A 16,856-nucleotide genomic window follows, 5' to 3' on the forward strand; every position below is an offset into this window, starting at 1 on the left:
CCTGTTGATTCCCCCGTCTGAACGATTACAATATAGCACAACAACCTCTAATGATTCTCTAAAATTTAGAGAATAAATAAAGATTTCTGTGTTACAATGATTCTTACATAAAGGAACGGAGGGTTATTATGAGGATACTACTGATTGAAGATGACGAGGCACTGAGATATTCCCTCGAGTACCAGTTAAAGAATGCAGGTTATCTGGTTGATACCTGCGACGACGGGGAAGACGCTTTTTATTATATTGAACAAAACATCCATGATCTGATCCTGCTGGACCGCATGCTTCCGCATGTTGACGGCCTGACAATTTTAAAAAAGCTCCGGGCTGCAGGCAGTTCAACACCTGTTATCTTCCTGACCGCGCTAGGGGAACTGGAAGACAAGATCAATGGCCTGAATACGGGTGCTGATGATTATCTGGTGAAACCATTTGCCTTTGAAGAGCTGCTTGCCCGTATGCGCTGTATCAGCAGGCGTCCCCGGAAATGTGAAGAAATCGAATCTCTGACTCTAGGGGATATCACGTATTCTGTTACAGGAAACATACTGACCGGCCCCCAGGGCAGCTGCACCCTGTCAAAAAAGGAAGGCGCCATGTTCGAAGTCCTGCTGCGAAATACCGGGCAGATACTTCCCCGCATGACACTGCTTACGCGGGTATGGGGACCGGATGCAGACGTTGAAGAGGGAAACCTGGATAACTATATGTATTTTATCCGCAGACGTTTACGACAGGTTGCATCCTCCGTAAAAATAAAGACCATCCGCGGTGTCGGATATCAGCTGGAGGACTGAATAAAATGTATAGAAAAGTTCACAGAAACCTGACGTTTCTCTTCACCGGAATCACGGCGCTGATACTGGTCGTAATGTCTGTCAGCTACCTGTACATGTCAGAAAAAACACTGAAAAATAACAGTTTCCTATCTTTTTCCGGTGAGATGAACACTCTGATATCCAACTTTGAACAGCAAAACACGATCACTTATGAATGGCTCTCCAAAGTCAGTGCCAATGGACGCTACCTGCTGGCCCTCTATGACAACGGTACTCCCCTGGATTATACGGCAAGCATCCTGACGGATGAGGAACGTTCTCTTGCGAATAACATCATGGAAAACAACCCAGATATCATCAGCTCTGTTCAGCCGGATACCGCCTACACTTCATCCCATAAAGAGTTCACATATCTCTCAGATAAAGGTGAACATTACTACATCTCCTTTGCAAATATCAGACATGATCCAGGAAGCTTAACGGCTGTGATCATGTACTCCGCCGATGCAGTATTCCGTCAGCTGTTTTTCCAGCGAATCCGTTTTCTGCTGATCGACCTGGGCGGAATCCTTATTTTGTTTCTGTTCTGCTGGCATTTTACGAAACGGCTGTTATCACCGATTCAGAAAGCTCAGGAACAGCAGGCAGCTTTTATCGCGGCCGCCTCCCATGAACTGAGAACTCCTGTCTCGGTCATCCTGTCCTCCGTCTCCGCCTGGAAATGTGCGCCCCCATCTGAACAGACCCGTTTTATCAATACTGTTGAGCATGAAGGGCAGCGGCTGTCCCGCCTGATCTCAGATATGCTGACTCTTGCCCGCTCTGATAGCCATACGTGGTCTTTTACTCTGAAAAAACAAGAGATGGACACCCTGCTGCTAAATGTCTACGAGGCGTTTAAGCCGATGGCGGATGAAAAACAGATGACTCTGTCCGTGGATCTGCCGGAGCAGGTTTTCCCCGCATGTCTGTGCGACGGAGAACGTATTTCACAGGTTCTTGGGATTCTGATCACCAACGCGATCGGATACGGCAATGCCGGGGGCCTCGTAAAACTGGGGCTGCAGTATCAAAACAATACCTTCAGTCTCAGCGTTTCAGACAATGGCCCCGGTATCACCGATGATGCAAAACAACATATTTTTGACCGGTTTTACCGCGAAGATTCCTCGCGCTCTCAAAAAGAGCATTTTGGTCTGGGCCTGTGCATAGCCAGGGAGATTGTGACTTCCCATCATGGAACCATTCAGGTCAGCGATACCCCGGGCGGCGGTGCCACTTTTACAGTATATTTGAGAAAATAGCGGAGCATTTCCGCTGCTTCTCCAGGTACAGAAGAACTGGCACACCTTGAGATGGTAGGAACCATCATTTACCAGCTGACATGTGACCTGTCGATGGAAGAAATCCAGAAATCGGGTTTTGACAAATACTATGTAGACCACACACTGGCACTCTGGCCGCAGGCCGCTGGAGGTATCCCGTTCAATGCGTGTGAGTTCCAGTGTAAAGGGGATCCGATCACCGATCTCCATGAAGACATGGCAGCCGAGCAGAAAGCCCGGTCAACGTATGATAATATTCTGCGGCTGGCAAAAGATTGTCCAGAAGTTGCAGATCCGATCAAATTCCTCCGTGCCCGTGAGATCGTGCATTATCAGAGATTCGGTGAAGCGCTCCGCTCCGTGCAGGAAGAGCTGGATGCCAACAACTTCTATGCTTTTAACCCGAGTTTTGATATGCCTGCAAAATGCAGCTGTAAGGACTGCTGAGTGCCTATGGAAATTCCAATTAAAGAAATTTTTTCAACACTTATGGATATGCCGCTGGAAGCCTATGCATCCATAGCCGGAAGCGAAGCTTACGCGGGTATCCAGGGTACCGTTTATTTTTACCCGCTCTGGGACGGTACCTTCGTGATTGCCGATGTCGCCGGCCTTCCCTTCGAGGAAGGCACCTGCACGGAAAAGATTTTCGGTTTTCATATTCATACGGGAGAAAACTGCACGGGAAATGAAGAAGATCCATTCGCAGATACCGGTCTTCACTATAATCCGGACTCCTGCCCACACCCGGAACACGCCGGAGACCTGCCTCCGCTGTTCGGCAACAATGGTTATGCACTGACAATGTTCTATACTAACCGCTTTGTTCCTGAAGAAATCATCGGACATACGGTTGTTATCCACGATATGCCGGATGATTTCCGCACACAGCCCGCCGGTGATTCAGGATCAAAAATCGCATGCGGCAAGATTCAGGGAACTGACAACAGGTAAATCTGCTAAAAAAGGATATCTTCCAACCCCCGGAAGATATCCTTTTTCATTCTGCTGTCACTATCCGATTGTATTTTCCTGTGTCGGCTGAGGTCCGACCACCTGATCAGTGCTGTAATATACGATGACGGGGTAGCCGATATCCACCGTATTGAATATTTGCTCAGCCGCCTCATACGGTGTATTCACACAGCCGTGGGAACCGTCCGACCGAAATGTGGAAGGCACATATTCAGAAGAGGAACGCCAGCTGGCATCATGAATACCAACGCCTCCGTTAAACGGGAGCCAGAAAGTCACATCGACATTGAACTGTTTGAAATGTGCATCTTTCTTTTTGGCATCGATCGCCCATACACTGCCCGACGGTGTGTCATGACCGGTGGCACTGTTGCCTGTTACCACCGGAGTCTCCACTACGAGCTGTCCGTCTTTGTAGCACCACATCTTCTGCTCTGAGATGCACACCTCCACATACGTGCCGCCGATATCATTCGATGACCGGTCCATTGCCGTGTAGACGTATACCGGCTCCAGATTGCCCTGCGTACCTGCATTGATATTGTCAATCAGCTGCTGGGTGGTCTCTTCCTTGTTGATTACCCAGCCGTAATCGCCTCCCGCTGCCAGTGTTATCGTCGGGCCAAGAGAGGTCTGGAATGTATGTTCCAGTCCAAATGTATCTGTCTCATACGCCATGTGCTTTACCCACGCCGCTGCCTGTTCCTGATCCAGTACATAATTCCCGCCTTCATCTTTGACCAGCCATTCCCTGATCACCGAGCGGTCGACCGTAAACTGGCTGTCCACAAAATCGTATGTAATCTGCGCTGTGGTAATGGTATTCAGCTGCTGAAGTTCTGCATTCAGCCCCTCATCTGTGCTGAGAACTGACGGTTTCTCATACAGGTCCAGTTCTTCCAGATCCAGTTCCGTCTTTCCGGTATTGACTGCGTCGATCACTGCCTGCTTTACCTGATCCCTTTTCAGCGTATTTCCCTGTACTTCAGGGGTGATCCCAAAGCCGTCATCCGTCTCTTCTATCACGGCGTCTGCAGGTGCCGTCACATTTTCTTCCTGAAAGCATGCCAGGCCACTGAGAATCTCATCAATTGTACTCTCATCATACACTGTATTTGCTGACACCTGGTAATCATTCCCCCTGAACAGTGCTGCGATCCACGAGTAGGGATTCTGTTCCTCAAGGAGCTGCTCCACACCGTTATCATCGATATATTTCAGTCCAATCTGACCGGCACTTATCGTCTCTGACTGACCATCCCGTTCCTTCAGTAGCAGTTCATATTCCGAAATATGATCCTGCAGCTCCTCTTTCACCCGCTCCACATTTTTGCCTGAACAGCCTAACCCGTTAATAGTTGTCCCAAACATAAAGTGCGACTGAAAAAACAGACTGAAACCAAAGTAAATTGCGATCAGCAATACAGCAACGAGCAGAATTGCCAATGCGATCTTCTTCCTGGTATTAAATAATTTTTTCATAACTTTTCCTAACCCTCTTTGCTCTGATACTGTTTATGATTCCCGTGTCTCAGTATAGCACCAACGTGCCATCGGGTAAATACTTTTCACACACTTAACAATTCTTTTATAAAGTTAATAGAAAAATTATGTCGAACAATGCAAAAAGAAGAGCACTTCCTCAAGTGCCCTTCCTCAATCTTATTCCTTACTGTTCATTCGCAAGACCCATCAGTTCCTCGCGGAAGATTCTCTCATCCATCAGCTTCAGGTCATCTGCAATCTGTGGTTTGAATTCCATCTGATCCAGAATCTGTGTCTGAAGGTCGATACCAGGTGCGATTTCGATCAGCGTAACACCTTCCGGACGGAGCTCAAATACACAGCGCTCTGTGATATACAGAACAGGCTGTTTTACTTTGTTTGCATAATCGCCCGAGAACGTGATCTGTTCAACCTGTTTCACAAACTTTTTCTTTGCACCTTCCTGCGTAATCACCAGCTTGCCGTCTTTACACTCTGTCTTCAGGCCCTTGGCTGTCATCGTACCGCAGTACACAACACTCTTCGCATTCTGTGTGATATCGATAAATCCGCCTGCACCTGCCAGACGTGTTCCAAATTTAGATACGTTCAAATCTCCGTTCGGAGCTGTCTCAGCCAGACCAAGAAACGCGATATCAAGTCCTCCTCCCTGATAGAAGTCAAACTGTACATTATGCGGCAGTATGGACATGGAGTTTGCCGCAGCGCCGAACTGTGTTCCGCCATACGGAACTCCTGCGATAGAACCAGCCTCCACTGTCAGCGTCATACTGTTAGAAATGCCTTCCTCTGCGGCAACATTTGCGATTTTTTCCGGTGCCCCTGTTCCCAGATTGACAATGGCATCCTTCGGAAGCTCCATCGCTGCCCGGCGGGCAATAATTTTTTTCGCGTCCATGGGAATCGGAGGAATCGCATCAACAGGAATACGGAATTCGCCAGTGAGCGCTCCATCGTAAGGCATGCCGAGACACTGCATGTTCTCCTCATCTGTACCGATCACAACAGAATCCACATAAATTCCCGGGATGGCCACGAGTTTTGGATCCAGAGAACCTCCCTGAACGATCTTTTCAACCTGAACGATCACTTTACCGCCGGAATTTTTACATGCCTGCGCCATCGCTGTAACATCAAGCGGTCCGATCTCTCTATGTACGGTACAGTTTCCGAACTCATCACAGTAAGAACCGCGAAGGAATACCACATTGATCGGAAAACCTTTATAAAGAAGGCGCTCTTCGCCGTCGATATTGACGAGTTTTACAAGATCCTCTTTTGTGCAGTCGTTGAGTTTTCCGCCTTCGTTACGCGGATCGGCAAATGTATACAGTCCTACATGCGTAATCGTGCCAATATTATGTGCCGCAATATCACGATACATGTGGGATATGACACCCTGCGGCAGGTTGTATGCCTCGATCTTATTATTCAGGGCCAGTTCGCCCAGTTTTGGTGCCCGGTCCCAGTGCCCGCCGATCACACGTTTAACCATGCCTTCATGACCGTAATGGTCTCCTCCTGTCCCATCCCGATGCCCCTGTCCGGCTGCAAAAAACAGTGTCAGATCCTTCGGATGTCCCGTTTCCAGGAAACGTTTCTCAAGTGCTGTCGAAAGCGCCTCCGGACATGCACAGCTTACGAAACCGCCAGTCGCGATCGTGTCGCCGTCCTGAACCTTGAGCGCAGCCTCTTCAGCCGTGATAATACTTACCTTTTTCATTGTTGTCATCCTCCTCTTATAGGAATTTTAAAACATTTCACTATGTTAATATTTTATCGTATTTGCTCTAATTTGTAAACGAATAATTGTGCAAATACGATAAAATATGGCAACTGTTCAGGACGGTCTGGCAGTTACAAAATATGGTACATCTCTACCGTCTGTTGCTGGCTTTCCAGATATTCATCTTTTCTGCCTCTTTGATCAGCTGATCGCGGAAATCCGGATGAGCTATGGAGATGAGCGCTTCACACCTCTGCCATGTAGAAAGACCTTTGAGGTTTACTTTTCCATACTCTGTCACAAGGAAATGTGTGTTTGTCCTGGTATCCGTTACGATTGAGCCTGGGTCCAGGACAGGTAGTATCCTGGACTGCAGCTGTCCGTTTCTGTCAGTAAACGTGGAGGAACAGCAGATAAAGCTCTTGCCGCCTTTTGACAGGTATGCACCCAGTACGAAATCCAGCTGTCCGCCTGCACCGCTGATATGTTTGACACCGGCGGATTCAGCATTGACCTGACCAAACAGGTCGATATTCACCGCATTGTTGATGGACATAAAATTATCCAGTGCCGAAACTGTCCGCACATCATTGACATATCCAACGGAGGCGCTGTACATTTCCGGATTATTGTCAATATAATCATATAACTCTCTGCTGCCCGCTGCAAACGCATAAACCTGCTTTCCAGTGTGGATGTTTTTCTTTCTTCCGTTGATCTTTCCTGCTTTTGCCATCTCAACATATGCATCAACATACATTTCAGTATGTACGCCGAGATCCTTCAGATCTGATTCGGCAATCAGCTTGCCGACTGCATTCGGCATACCGCCGATTCCGAGCTGGAGACATGATCCGTCAGAGATTTCTTCCAGGATATATTCTGCAACTTTTTTATCGACCTCCGTCATCGGCGCCTGGCTTCCGCCGAGTTCCGGCACAAGCGGATTCTCGCCGTGTACGATCATATCTACATCTGTAATATGTACGCTGCTTGTCTCATCACCGTAGGCAACCGGCATATTCTCATTTACTTCCACGATCACGATCTTCGATGTCTCACAGATTGCTTTCAGATGAGATGCGCTCGGTCCGAAGTTAAAAAATCCATGGACGTCCATAGGTGCAACCTGAATCATTGCCACATCCGGTTTACAGTCCATATCATAATAATAACGCGGTAGTTCTGAATAGCGAATCGGTCCGTAGTATGCAAATCCCTGTGCGATCGCCTTTCTCTCAATTCCGGTCATATGCCAGGAATTCCAGGAAAAATGCTCTTTTACGTTCTCCACTTTGAAAATTTCGGGAACCTGTAGCAGGATACCGCCTCTTACCTTGACATCACTGAGCTCACCCGCCCGTTTTGCCAGCGCGGCATCCAGCGCAACAGGAGTTGCTGTACTCCATGCATAATCTACCCAGTCACCGGATTTTACTACTTTGACCGCTTCCTCTGCCGTCGTTAATTTCATTTCATACTGTTTTTGTATGTTCATGATAGCCTCCAATCACATAATCCTCATAATCTTGTAAAAAGTGCGGAAAACCGCCGTTTTCTTTCGTTGCCAGTATACCATAGAAACACTTTTTCCCGCAACCCGGTTTTTCAAAACAGCGGACCTAAACACAGGCAAAGAGCAGCAAGTCCCTGCCCTTTGCCTGTGTTTAATTCAATACGTCCGCCAGTTCACTGCTGAAGACTTTTGCGCTGTCACCATACATATGGCCTTCATAATCCGCAAATTCATCCAGTGTCCACGCTTCTTTTGTCATACCCGGTTTATTAAAGTTGTAATATGCCACATCAAACTGATCCGTCAGCTGATCAAAATACTGGAATGCATTGTCATACAGGGACTGGTAATCTCTGTAAGTGACATCCGGTATGGGTGTCGTAATCGCAACAAACTCAATTCCCCTTGCTTTGCAGAATTTTGCCAGCCTGACAAAGTATTTCAGGGAATTCTTCTCCATATGTGTGAGTGACCACGGTTCATAGTCCAGCTGTTTTTTTACCTCTCCGGTACGTTTCCGATACATAAAGCCGTTCGGCTGGAACGCCTGCCCCGCGGTATCAAATGCCTGTACACCGTATGTCTTATAATCTTCTGTCTGTTTTCCTTCCACGACACCGCGGATATTAAGCGCCTGTTTGCGGTATGCAAACCATGGAAACAGTGTAAACCGGAAGTCGGCTTCCATTGCCTTTGCAAACAGGTACTCCACCTTCGTCTTTGACAATGGCATTTCTCTGTAGATCAGTGTGAAATCCGCCTGCTGCGTATCCCTGACCGTCCAGTAACTGGGATCGAATTCATAGATGACCCGCTTCGGAACATGATGCTCACACATCAGTTTCAGCATATAATAAGAGTCCCTCGTATACTCTCCGCCGCGGCACAGATTAATGCTCTTTCTTCCGGTTATTGCATCGACTGTCTCCGGGTCAATCCCCGCAAACCCATGGGAAGTCCCCAGAAACACATCGTCATACTTTTGTGTCGTGATGTTATGGATATCGATGCGCACATAATTATTGGGGATCAGCAGATAATTCAGCACGCTGTTTACCGCAATGCAGACAACCAGTATCATCACCGGAATCATCACTCTTTTAAAACTGCGCATAGATAAAACCTCCTGCCATCGATGGATCTGCACCCAGCAGCGGAAGTGACAGAACCAGTATCAGAACTATGCCGAAACGTACAACGCACGGGCTCTGAAGCACAACTGCCGCAACATTTGTCCCACATTCCTGCCGATAGCTTACAAAAAACAGCAGCACGCAGCCAGCCAGCACGATCCCGAGAAAGATCAGACACACATTTGGATTGCCATCCGCGAGTGCCAGGAAGCCCGGCCGGAGCAGCGGAGACAGATCAAATTTTGTCACCGCATTTTTCATCATCGCAAACGCCTGTCCCAGATCACTCCCCCGGTCCAAAAACCAGCTGATGTTGACAAGCAGAAAGGTACGCAGTATCTGAAATACATGAAACCATCGTGAATCATTCCGAATATTGCAGGCCTTCTTCCATTTTCTGTAATTCCCTGCCATCAGTCCGCTGAATGCGATGATCACGCCATTATACAGACCGTATGCAATGAATTTCCACGCAGCGCCGTGCCAGATGCCGACAACCAGAAAGACGATGATATTCGCCAGACAGATGGGCAGCGTCCTCCCGATACTTTTTCCGAATATTTTTTTTGCCCGTCTGGTAAAATGTCCCATCCATTTGGAAAGTGATACCGGGTAAAAAATGTAATCCTTCATCCAGGTCCCGAGTGTAATATGCCAGCGGTGCCAAAAATCGGTGATTGATACGGCAAAAAAAGGCCGCTTGAAGTTTTCTTCCAGACGGATGCCGAACAGTGACGCAATTCCGATGACAACATCCATTCCCCCTGAAAAATCCCCATAAAGCTGCACAGTATACCCGAGTACACCGAGAATCGCCATGCCGCTGTACGCCTGAGAATTTCCAAATATCACGTCCACAAACATCGCAGCATTATCGGCAATAACCATTTTCTTAAAAAATCCCCAGAGGATCCTGAGAAGTGCTTCCTGCGTCCGCTGCATGTCAAAAGCATGCTCCGCAAATAATTCTTTTGAGAGTGCGGAAAACCTGCTGATCGGTCCCTGCAGGATCTGCGGAAAAAAGGACACAAAAAGCGCAAATTTAAACGGGTTTCTCTCCGGTTTGCATTTCCCCCAGTATACATCCAGCAGATAACCCATTGACTGGAATGTATAGAAAGAAATCCCAAGCGGCAGCAGCAGATTCATAAGCTGGAAGTCCGTGTGAAACACTGCATTGATATTGCCGATCGCAAAGTTCGTGTATTTCAGAAGTGCCAGCATGCCAAAGTTTAAAAACAGCGTAAGGACAAGTACACTTCGTTTCAGGCTGCGGACCTTCTTTTTATCTGCCTCTCCCTGGTCCAGCGCATACATTCTGCGAGCCGCAAGGTACGTGGTTGCTGTTGAAAACAACAGGAAAGCTACAAGTTTCACTCCTGCGGACAAATAGTAGATATAGCTGAATCCCAGCAGCCACTGCCACTGATATTTCATCGGAATCAGATAATATCCTGTAACTGCTATTGCAGTAAAAACTAAAAACTGCAGTGAGATGAGTGACATCGCCCGATCCTCTAACTTTCCTTCTGTAATCTTACTACCATATTCCAGAGCGCCTGGGCTGAATTAAAATTTTCCGGAATAATGTCAGCCGGTGTAACAGAAATATCAAACGCATCCTCCAGTTCACTGACGATGGAAAGAATCGCAAAGGATTCCAGAATCCCGTCATCAATTAAAGTAGTACAATTTTCATAGTCTTCTCCCGGTTGTATTTCCTCTAAGATTTCTAATATTTTTTCCATACTGCTTCTCCTTCTCTTTCTGAATTGATCACATCCGTCGGGTCATCCCCGCGCACAAGCCTCACACCATCCTGTTCTGAACAAAAAAACACCTTCGGCAAATCTCTGCTTAAAAACAGATGGATGCCCTCTGTCACGGAATATGCCCCTGTACGTTGAAACACGAGCAGATCTCCCAGGCAAGCTCCCGTAAGCGGAAGCTGTTTTACCAGCACATCCCCCACAGTACAGAGTGATCCGCAGATATTGTAAAGCTGCTCCTTACCGTGTCTATGTTCACCCAGATGTTCAAAAAATGGGATTTTCATCGCCATCGACTGACCATAATAATTTAAATGATGGATTCCTCCATCGACAATACAGTAGTTCTGTCCTTTGTTCTGTTTCATATCCACAATAGCCGTCACATACTCTCCACATGATGCTGCCAGATATCTGCCCATCTCAAGGGTAATCTGCCCATCAAACGTCAGGCTATTCAAAATTCCGGCAAATTCTGCAAGCATTTCTTTCTGGTCTGACTGTCCGTCTTTCTGAAAGTACGGGATAAAAAAGCCCGGACCATACTCAATATGTTCTGCGTGATAACCATACTGCTCTTCTAAGTCCGTCACCAGTTCATCCAGATACCGAAGCTCTTTTTCAATCCTGTCAAGCCTGTGCTTCTGGGTGCCGGAGTAAAACTGCACCCCCTCGATACAGACATGAGGATACCGGTTGCGGGTTTCAACGATCTCTCTTATCAGCATCTCATCCATACCGAACTGGTTTCCGCTGGTCACGCGCAGCAGTACTCTCGCAAACAGTCCCATGTTTCCTGCACACTCTTCTATCATCTGCAGCTGCTGAAAAGATTCTGCCGTAAACGTATTACTCCCGGTCCATCTGGCCATCACAGCTTCAAGATCTCTTTTTTCCTTATAAACTCCCGACAGCACTACCTTCTTCATGGGAATCCTCAGCCGCTCACAGATACGCAGCTCTCCGGGAGAGCACACTTCAAATCCGTCGACGCAGGAATGCACTGCACGGACAAGGAACGGATTTGCCTTCATTGCATAACAGATTCGGACCCGCTCTCCCAGAATCTCTTTCACTTCCCGGACCTGTGCCCGGACCTGATCCAGGTTGAAGAGATAAAACGGAGTCCCGCATTCATCTGCAATCTTTTGAATCATCATCTGATGGGTCATTCCTGCACCTCCAGTCTCCGCCGGAGTTCCCCCCGGTCGATCTTTCCATTCTTCGTCAGCGGCATCTCATCCACCTTCTCAAACAGATTGGGGATCATAAATGCCGGAAGCTTCTGCCTCAGTTCTCTCACCAGCGCCTTCACTTCAGGGCGGCCCAGATAACACGCCCCAATTTTGTTGCTGTCTTCCAGATAGATGACACAGGCCCTCTCGACTCCTTCTGATTTTTCCATGGCTGTCTCGATCTCTCCAAGCTCGATCCTGTGTCCCATATGTTTGATCTGAAAATCTTTTCTGGACGCAAAGCAGAGGTCACCGTCCGCATTATAAAACGCAAGATCTCCGGTCCGGTATATCATCTGCGGATACGCCGTATTGAGCGGATTTTTCACAAAAGCTTTTGCCGTCTGATCCGGATTCCCGTAATATCCAAGCGCAAGCGCCGTTCCGGCCACACAGAGTTCCCCTTTTTTGAATGGTTCTGTTACCAGCTGATCGTTATCATCCAGCAGCATTACCGTTTCATTTGAAAACGGCTGGCCGATCGGCAGATGTTCGCCCGGTTCGAACTCGCGCTCAACTTTGTAGTACGTACAATTGCAGGTAATCTCCGTCGGTCCGTACAGATTGACATACATTGCATCCGGCAGTGCTCTTTGCCACTGGTTCAGATGTCCCACCGGCATCACTTCCCCGCTGAAAAGTACTTTATTCACATTTCCCGGTATTTTATAGTCAAATCCTTTCAGCGTTGTGATAATACAGAGTGCAGAGACTGCCCAGATCAGCGTCGTGACCTGTCTCTCTTCCAGAAAATCCAATAGCTTCGTCGGAAAAGAAAAATATTGTTTTGGGATCAGTTCCAGTGTTGCCCCCGTCTTCAGTGACGTGTAGATATCCTTCACTGAAACGTCAAAATCAAGCGGCGCCTGACATCCAAACACGTCATCCGCTGTAAATCCAAACGTCTCTGTAAACTCATCGATGAAATCAAGAACGGATCTGTGACCTACCAGCACCCCTTTGGGAACTCCGGTGGAACCGGAGGTGAAAATACAGTACAGTGGATCCAGATCTGTACTCTGTTCCCGCACCCTTTCAAGGATTCCAGCCTTCACCTCAGCGTCCGCCAGCTCTTCTATATACAGAATCTGATCATTTTGTATGATTTTTTCCAGCGCTTTCCCATGTTTTTTATCCGTAATCACGGCAGGCTGCCCCAGCGTGTCCAAAATCTGACGGATACGCGCCGCAGGCTGCCGGCTGTCCAGCATCACGTAGAAGTTCCCGCTGTATACAATTCCAAAAAACACAGTGAGCACCGCTGCCGATTTTTCCATAAAAACAGCGATCGGCTGTCGGTGCTCATCACTACGTGCTGCCAGTGCCGTCCCAATCTGCTGGCTCTTCTTGAGCAGCTGCCGGTATGTCAGTGAATCCTTCTCGTCCTCGACCGCCGTCTTATCCGGCTTCTTTTTCGCAGACTCTTCAAGATACTGCAGCACATTTCTTCTGTGAGATGATATTTGAATATAATATTGTTCCATTTGATAAGAACTCCTTATTCATTAATTTACTCATCCAGTATACCACAGGAATATCACGATACAAGGAACTCTCTCTTATAAAAGGATTAAGATTTTATTAAATAATTCGACCCAAAACTTCCATAATCTGGTCAATGTCGATCGGTTTTACAAGATAATCATCAAATCCGACTTTCGCCGCAGCTCTTTTGTCCTCTTCAAATGCATTTGCAGACATAGCGATAATCGGAACCAGGTCCCCCCCGTTCTCCTCCATCTGCCGTATCAGCCGGGCTGCCTGGAGGCCATCCATGACAGGCATTCTGATATCCATCAGAATTGCAGCATAGGTGCCAGTGTCCGCCTGTTTAAAAGTCTCCACCGCCAATTTCCCGTTTTCAGCCGTATCAACGGTAAATCCATAAAGTTCCAGCAGCGACTGCGCGATCTCCATATTCAGTTCATTATCTTCCACGAGAAGCAGTCTGTGTCCAGTACTACTGACTTTCCTCTGTTCTGCAGCTTTTTCAGACGTACTGAGTTTGAGCTTCCGGAAAGTGTCACAGATTGTAGACTGGAAGACCGGTTTTGAAATAAAGTAATTGGCACCGGCCTCTCTTGCCTCCTGTTCAATGCTGCTCCAGTCGTATGCTGTAATAATGATGATCATCGTATCTTCCCCGACAAGCGCACGTATTTTTCTCGTTGTCTCAACTCCGTCCATCTTCGGCATTTTCCAGTCGATCAAGGCCACGTTAAACACCTTTTCCTGTTCGATCGACTTCTCCACCTCACGGATAGCTTTTATTCCCGAGTCTACCCAGACGGATTCTGCCCCGATATTTTTCATAATGACAGCTGTCTGTTCTCCAACAATGGCATCGTCATCGACAACCAGAACACTCAGCCCATTCAGCAGTTCCCTGGACCTGCGTTCCTCCTCTGCATCTGCATCTGTTTCTGTAAGTCCCATGGGCAGAACAATGGTGAACCTGCTGCCCTTGTGTTTTTCACTTTCAATATCAATTGTTCCTCCCATAAGCTGAACCAGATTATAGACAATAGACAGCCCGAGTCCGCTTCCCGCCCTGTTTCGGGCAACACCCGGATTCTCCTGTTCAAACGGCCTGCAGATCCTCTTCTGAAACTCTTCCGACATGCCAATTCCATTGTCTTCAACGATAAATTCTACAAATGCAAAACCATTGGAACGGCTCCTCTCTCTGAGCATCAGTGAAACTTTTCCTCCTTCCTTCGTAAACTTCAGTGCGTTCGACAACAGGTTCATTAAAATCTGCTTCACGCGAAGCTCATCCGAGATATAACACTGCTCGATCCTCTCCCAGTGATAAACTTCATAATCGATCTTCTGCTCCAGTGCCTGAGGATAAATAATGGCAGTAATCTGTTCGATCAGCTCATTCAGATGAAATACTTCTTTGTTCAACAGCATTTTCCCGTTTTCAATCTTGGACATATCCAACACATCATTGATGAGGGAGAGCAGATACCGTGTGGACATATCAATTTTATGAAAGCAATTCTGAACACTCTCTTTTTGATCGGCCTTCAGCTTGCCCAGCGTACTCATACCTATGATCGCATTCATCGGCGTCCTGATATCATGACTCATTCTGGAAAGAAAATCTGATTTTGCCTCATTTGCTGCTTCCGCAGATGCAAGTGCTTCCCGAAGAAGTTGTTCCTGTCTTATTTTTTCCGCCCTCTGCTCATCCAGCACCTTATAAAGCGTGACCTCTAAAATATCCTCATTGTAAGGATTCTCTATGTGGATCACATGAACGGAAATCCAGTGATACTCTCCGTCACTGCCCATCAGCTGAATCTCACGAAAAGTCTCCTTTTCGCCTTCTTCTATGCGCTTCAGCAATGCTTCTCTGCCAAACATCTCTTGAAATTCAGTCCTCTGTGAAGCATGGACCAGCTGTGTAAGACGAATGTGCTCTTTATCATAAGCATTACTTTCACTGTCCGAAATCACAAAATCCTGATTTACAAAATATTCATATGTCCCCTTCGACAGATTCACCTGGCTGATGCGCTGGTATGCCGTATGGATCGCAGTCCTGAGAGAGCGGTTTTCCAGCAGGCGTTCCTGTTCCCGCTCTTTCCGGAATTTCCATGCTTCCGAAATATCACTGTATACCGCCTGAATCACAGAGGTTCCTTTTTCGTTAATAACGCGCTCCATGCCGACACCGATAAAACAATGCGTCCCGTCTTTCTTAACTGCTTCACGCTCATAGTTAATCAGACCTCCATTCGCTGAGAGCTGTTCTACAGATGTATACACCCATTCAAAATCCTCCGGCATCACGGAACGAAATGGATCTCTCGCCTCCTGCCAGTACTCGTCTTCCGTATATCCATACAGTTCCCATGCAGCCCGATTGGCGTTGATAATGCGGTATGGCTTTTCCGTAGAAAACTGGATGATGCCGCATGGAAGTGTATCGTAGAGATGCTGAAGAAACAGCGCCTGCCGTTTCAATTCTTCATGTGTCTCTCTCAGTTGATTTTCATGCCTCACCCGTTCGGTGATGTCCGTGACAAGACAGCAAATCACGGATTCCTGGTCACCGTCTGTATACAGCTTCCCGGCATCGAGAACCCAGCGGACACTGCCATCACCACACCGGATACGGTATTCCACACTGTAGGAATCTCCTCGTTCCAGACTTTTGTGCACCTGCCGGTACATGCCGTCATAATCTTCTTCGACAATAAAAGATTTACAGCAGCCGGCTTCCTGCATATACTCCTGCTGAGACTCAAAGCCAAGCATCTGGCAAAGCCCGTCGCTGATCCACTTTGTAGTAAACTTCTCGTCGTAAAAGCATATCTGCAGTCCCCCCGGCAGCTGTCCCATCATCAGTTCTATCTGACGCTCCTGGTCAGATACCAGTTTTTGCAGCTGTTCATATCGGCGGCCCGACTCTTTTACCGGGAACAGTTCATCATCCTGGAGGGGTGAATATGCTGCCGAGTGATGTATATGTCCAATCTTAAGTTCCTCACCCTCCCTGCGGAATATGAAAGTCACCCTCTGAAATTCACGAAACATAAGTGTGGGATCAACTGACTCCACCCAGCTCTGGCCCTCACACAGCCAGCATCCGGGTGCCTGCTGCACAACAACATATTCTTCATCCCACATGCGGCAGGGGATCAGATCATTCGCCCCCGCCAGGAAGACCGATTCAACTGCCTCTTTTCCCTGCGCGGACATTTCCTTTCCGCCTCCGAGCCAGACGATATCATCTGTAAAGCGGGAAATCAAAAAACTGACATCGCTTTCACAGAAATATTTTCTCAGAACCGTGTCCGCCAGTTCCTGCACTTCTTTTTTTTCATCCATATCCATTTTTAAATCCTTTTCCCCTCTGACATAAAAAGAGGCGGTTT

The 16,856-nt window shown here is 47.5% G+C and carries 12 protein-coding genes and 1 pseudogene; 4 read left to right on the plus strand and 9 right to left on the minus strand.

The genetic code is table 11. The annotated features are described in order from the left end of the window. Nucleotides 1–128: 128 nt before the first annotated feature. The 4 genes and pseudogenes from MCG98_RS14635 to MCG98_RS14650 all read left to right on the plus strand — a co-directional run bounded on the left by MCG98_RS14635 (nt 129) and on the right by MCG98_RS14650 (nt 3,061). On the plus strand, nt 129–800 hold the full coding sequence (locus tag MCG98_RS14635; protein WP_240302644.1) for a response regulator transcription factor: 672 nt from the start codon (nt 129–131) through the stop codon (nt 798–800). A gap of 5 nt (nt 801–805) precedes the next feature. Beyond that, complete coding sequence (locus tag MCG98_RS14640) at nt 806–2,086, plus strand: HAMP domain-containing sensor histidine kinase (RefSeq protein ID WP_240302645.1); 1,281 nt, start codon at nt 806–808, stop codon at nt 2,084–2,086. 24 nt (nt 2,087–2,110) lie between these two features. Beyond that, nucleotides 2,111–2,554 (plus strand): annotated as a pseudogene (locus MCG98_RS14645) (manganese catalase family protein); the annotation flags it as partial. Nucleotides 2,555–2,560: 6 nt separating this feature from the next. After that, a complete protein-coding gene (locus tag MCG98_RS14650) occupies nt 2,561–3,061 on the plus strand; it encodes a superoxide dismutase family protein (RefSeq protein WP_240302646.1) in 501 nt (166 codons plus the stop codon). A 60-nt stretch (nt 3,062–3,121) separates the two neighbouring features. Here MCG98_RS14650 and MCG98_RS14655 read toward each other — a convergent pair whose 3' ends face one another. The 9 genes from MCG98_RS14655 to MCG98_RS14695 form a co-directional block, all read right to left on the minus strand. Next, nucleotides 3,122–4,564, minus strand: a complete 1,443-nt coding sequence (locus tag MCG98_RS14655) for a L,D-transpeptidase family protein (RefSeq protein ID WP_240302647.1) — start codon at nt 4,562–4,564, stop codon at nt 3,122–3,124. 187 nt (nt 4,565–4,751) lie between these two features. Continuing rightward, entirely contained in the window at nt 4,752–6,311 is a 1,560-nt protein-coding gene (locus MCG98_RS14660; protein ID WP_240302648.1) for a CoA-transferase, read from the minus strand. A gap of 154 nt (nt 6,312–6,465) precedes the next feature. Further along, nucleotides 6,466–7,812, minus strand: coding sequence for a butyryl-CoA:acetate CoA-transferase (locus MCG98_RS14665; RefSeq protein ID WP_240302649.1), 1,347 nt, complete (start codon nt 7,810–7,812; stop codon nt 6,466–6,468). 169 nt (nt 7,813–7,981) lie between these two features. Beyond that, entirely contained in the window at nt 7,982–8,944 is a 963-nt protein-coding gene (locus MCG98_RS14670) for a hypothetical protein (RefSeq protein WP_240302650.1), read from the minus strand. Beyond that, nucleotides 8,931–10,469, minus strand: a complete 1,539-nt coding sequence (locus MCG98_RS14675) for an MBOAT family O-acyltransferase (RefSeq protein ID WP_240302651.1) — start codon at nt 10,467–10,469, stop codon at nt 8,931–8,933. Before MCG98_RS14675 ends, MCG98_RS14670 begins: the two co-directional genes overlap by 14 nt. Nucleotides 10,470–10,480: 11 nt before the next feature. Then, nucleotides 10,481–10,711: an acyl carrier protein gene (locus MCG98_RS14680; RefSeq protein WP_240302652.1), complete on the minus strand. Its 231-nt coding sequence runs from the start codon at nt 10,709–10,711 to the stop codon at nt 10,481–10,483. Next, nucleotides 10,696–11,904, minus strand: coding sequence for an alanine racemase (locus MCG98_RS14685; protein ID WP_240302653.1), 1,209 nt, complete (start codon nt 11,902–11,904; stop codon nt 10,696–10,698). The genes MCG98_RS14680 and MCG98_RS14685 overlap by 16 nt, the downstream gene beginning before the upstream one ends. Beyond that, nucleotides 11,901–13,451, minus strand: a complete 1,551-nt coding sequence (locus MCG98_RS14690) for an amino acid adenylation domain-containing protein (RefSeq protein WP_240302654.1) — start codon at nt 13,449–13,451, stop codon at nt 11,901–11,903. Before MCG98_RS14690 ends, MCG98_RS14685 begins: the two co-directional genes overlap by 4 nt. 97 nt (nt 13,452–13,548) lie before the next feature. Continuing rightward, nucleotides 13,549–16,815: a response regulator gene (locus tag MCG98_RS14695; RefSeq protein WP_240302655.1), complete on the minus strand. Its 3,267-nt coding sequence runs from the start codon at nt 16,813–16,815 to the stop codon at nt 13,549–13,551. Nucleotides 16,816–16,856 lie beyond the last annotated feature (41 nt).

It is taken from the genome of Ruminococcus sp. OA3, assembly GCF_022440845.1.
In the GTDB taxonomy this organism is placed as follows: Bacteria; Bacillota; Clostridia; order Lachnospirales; family Lachnospiraceae; genus Ruminococcus_G.

Coding starts and splice junctions, on each gene's coding strand:
- MCG98_RS14635 (WP_240302644.1), top strand. CDS start 129: ATGAGGATACTACTGATTGAAGATGACGAGGCACTGAGATATTCCCTC.
- MCG98_RS14640 (WP_240302645.1), top strand. CDS start 806: ATGTATAGAAAAGTTCACAGAAACCTGACGTTTCTCTTCACCGGAATC.
- MCG98_RS14650 (WP_240302646.1), top strand. CDS start 2,561: ATGGAAATTCCAATTAAAGAAATTTTTTCAACACTTATGGATATGCCG.
- MCG98_RS14655 (WP_240302647.1), bottom strand. CDS start 4,564: ATGAAAAAATTATTTAATACCAGGAAGAAGATCGCATTGGCAATTCTG.
- MCG98_RS14660 (WP_240302648.1), bottom strand. CDS start 6,311: ATGAAAAAGGTAAGTATTATCACGGCTGAAGAGGCTGCGCTCAAGGTT.
- MCG98_RS14665 (WP_240302649.1), bottom strand. CDS start 7,812: ATGAACATACAAAAACAGTATGAAATGAAATTAACGACGGCAGAGGAA.
- MCG98_RS14670 (WP_240302650.1), bottom strand. CDS start 8,944: ATGCGCAGTTTTAAAAGAGTGATGATTCCGGTGATGATACTGGTTGTC.
- MCG98_RS14675 (WP_240302651.1), bottom strand. CDS start 10,469: ATGTCACTCATCTCACTGCAGTTTTTAGTTTTTACTGCAATAGCAGTT.
- MCG98_RS14680 (WP_240302652.1), bottom strand. CDS start 10,711: ATGGAAAAAATATTAGAAATCTTAGAGGAAATACAACCGGGAGAAGAC.
- MCG98_RS14685 (WP_240302653.1), bottom strand. CDS start 11,904: ATGACCCATCAGATGATGATTCAAAAGATTGCAGATGAATGCGGGACT.
- MCG98_RS14690 (WP_240302654.1), bottom strand. CDS start 13,451: ATGGAACAATATTATATTCAAATATCATCTCACAGAAGAAATGTGCTG.
- MCG98_RS14695 (WP_240302655.1), bottom strand. CDS start 16,815: ATGGATATGGATGAAAAAAAAGAAGTGCAGGAACTGGCGGACACGGTT.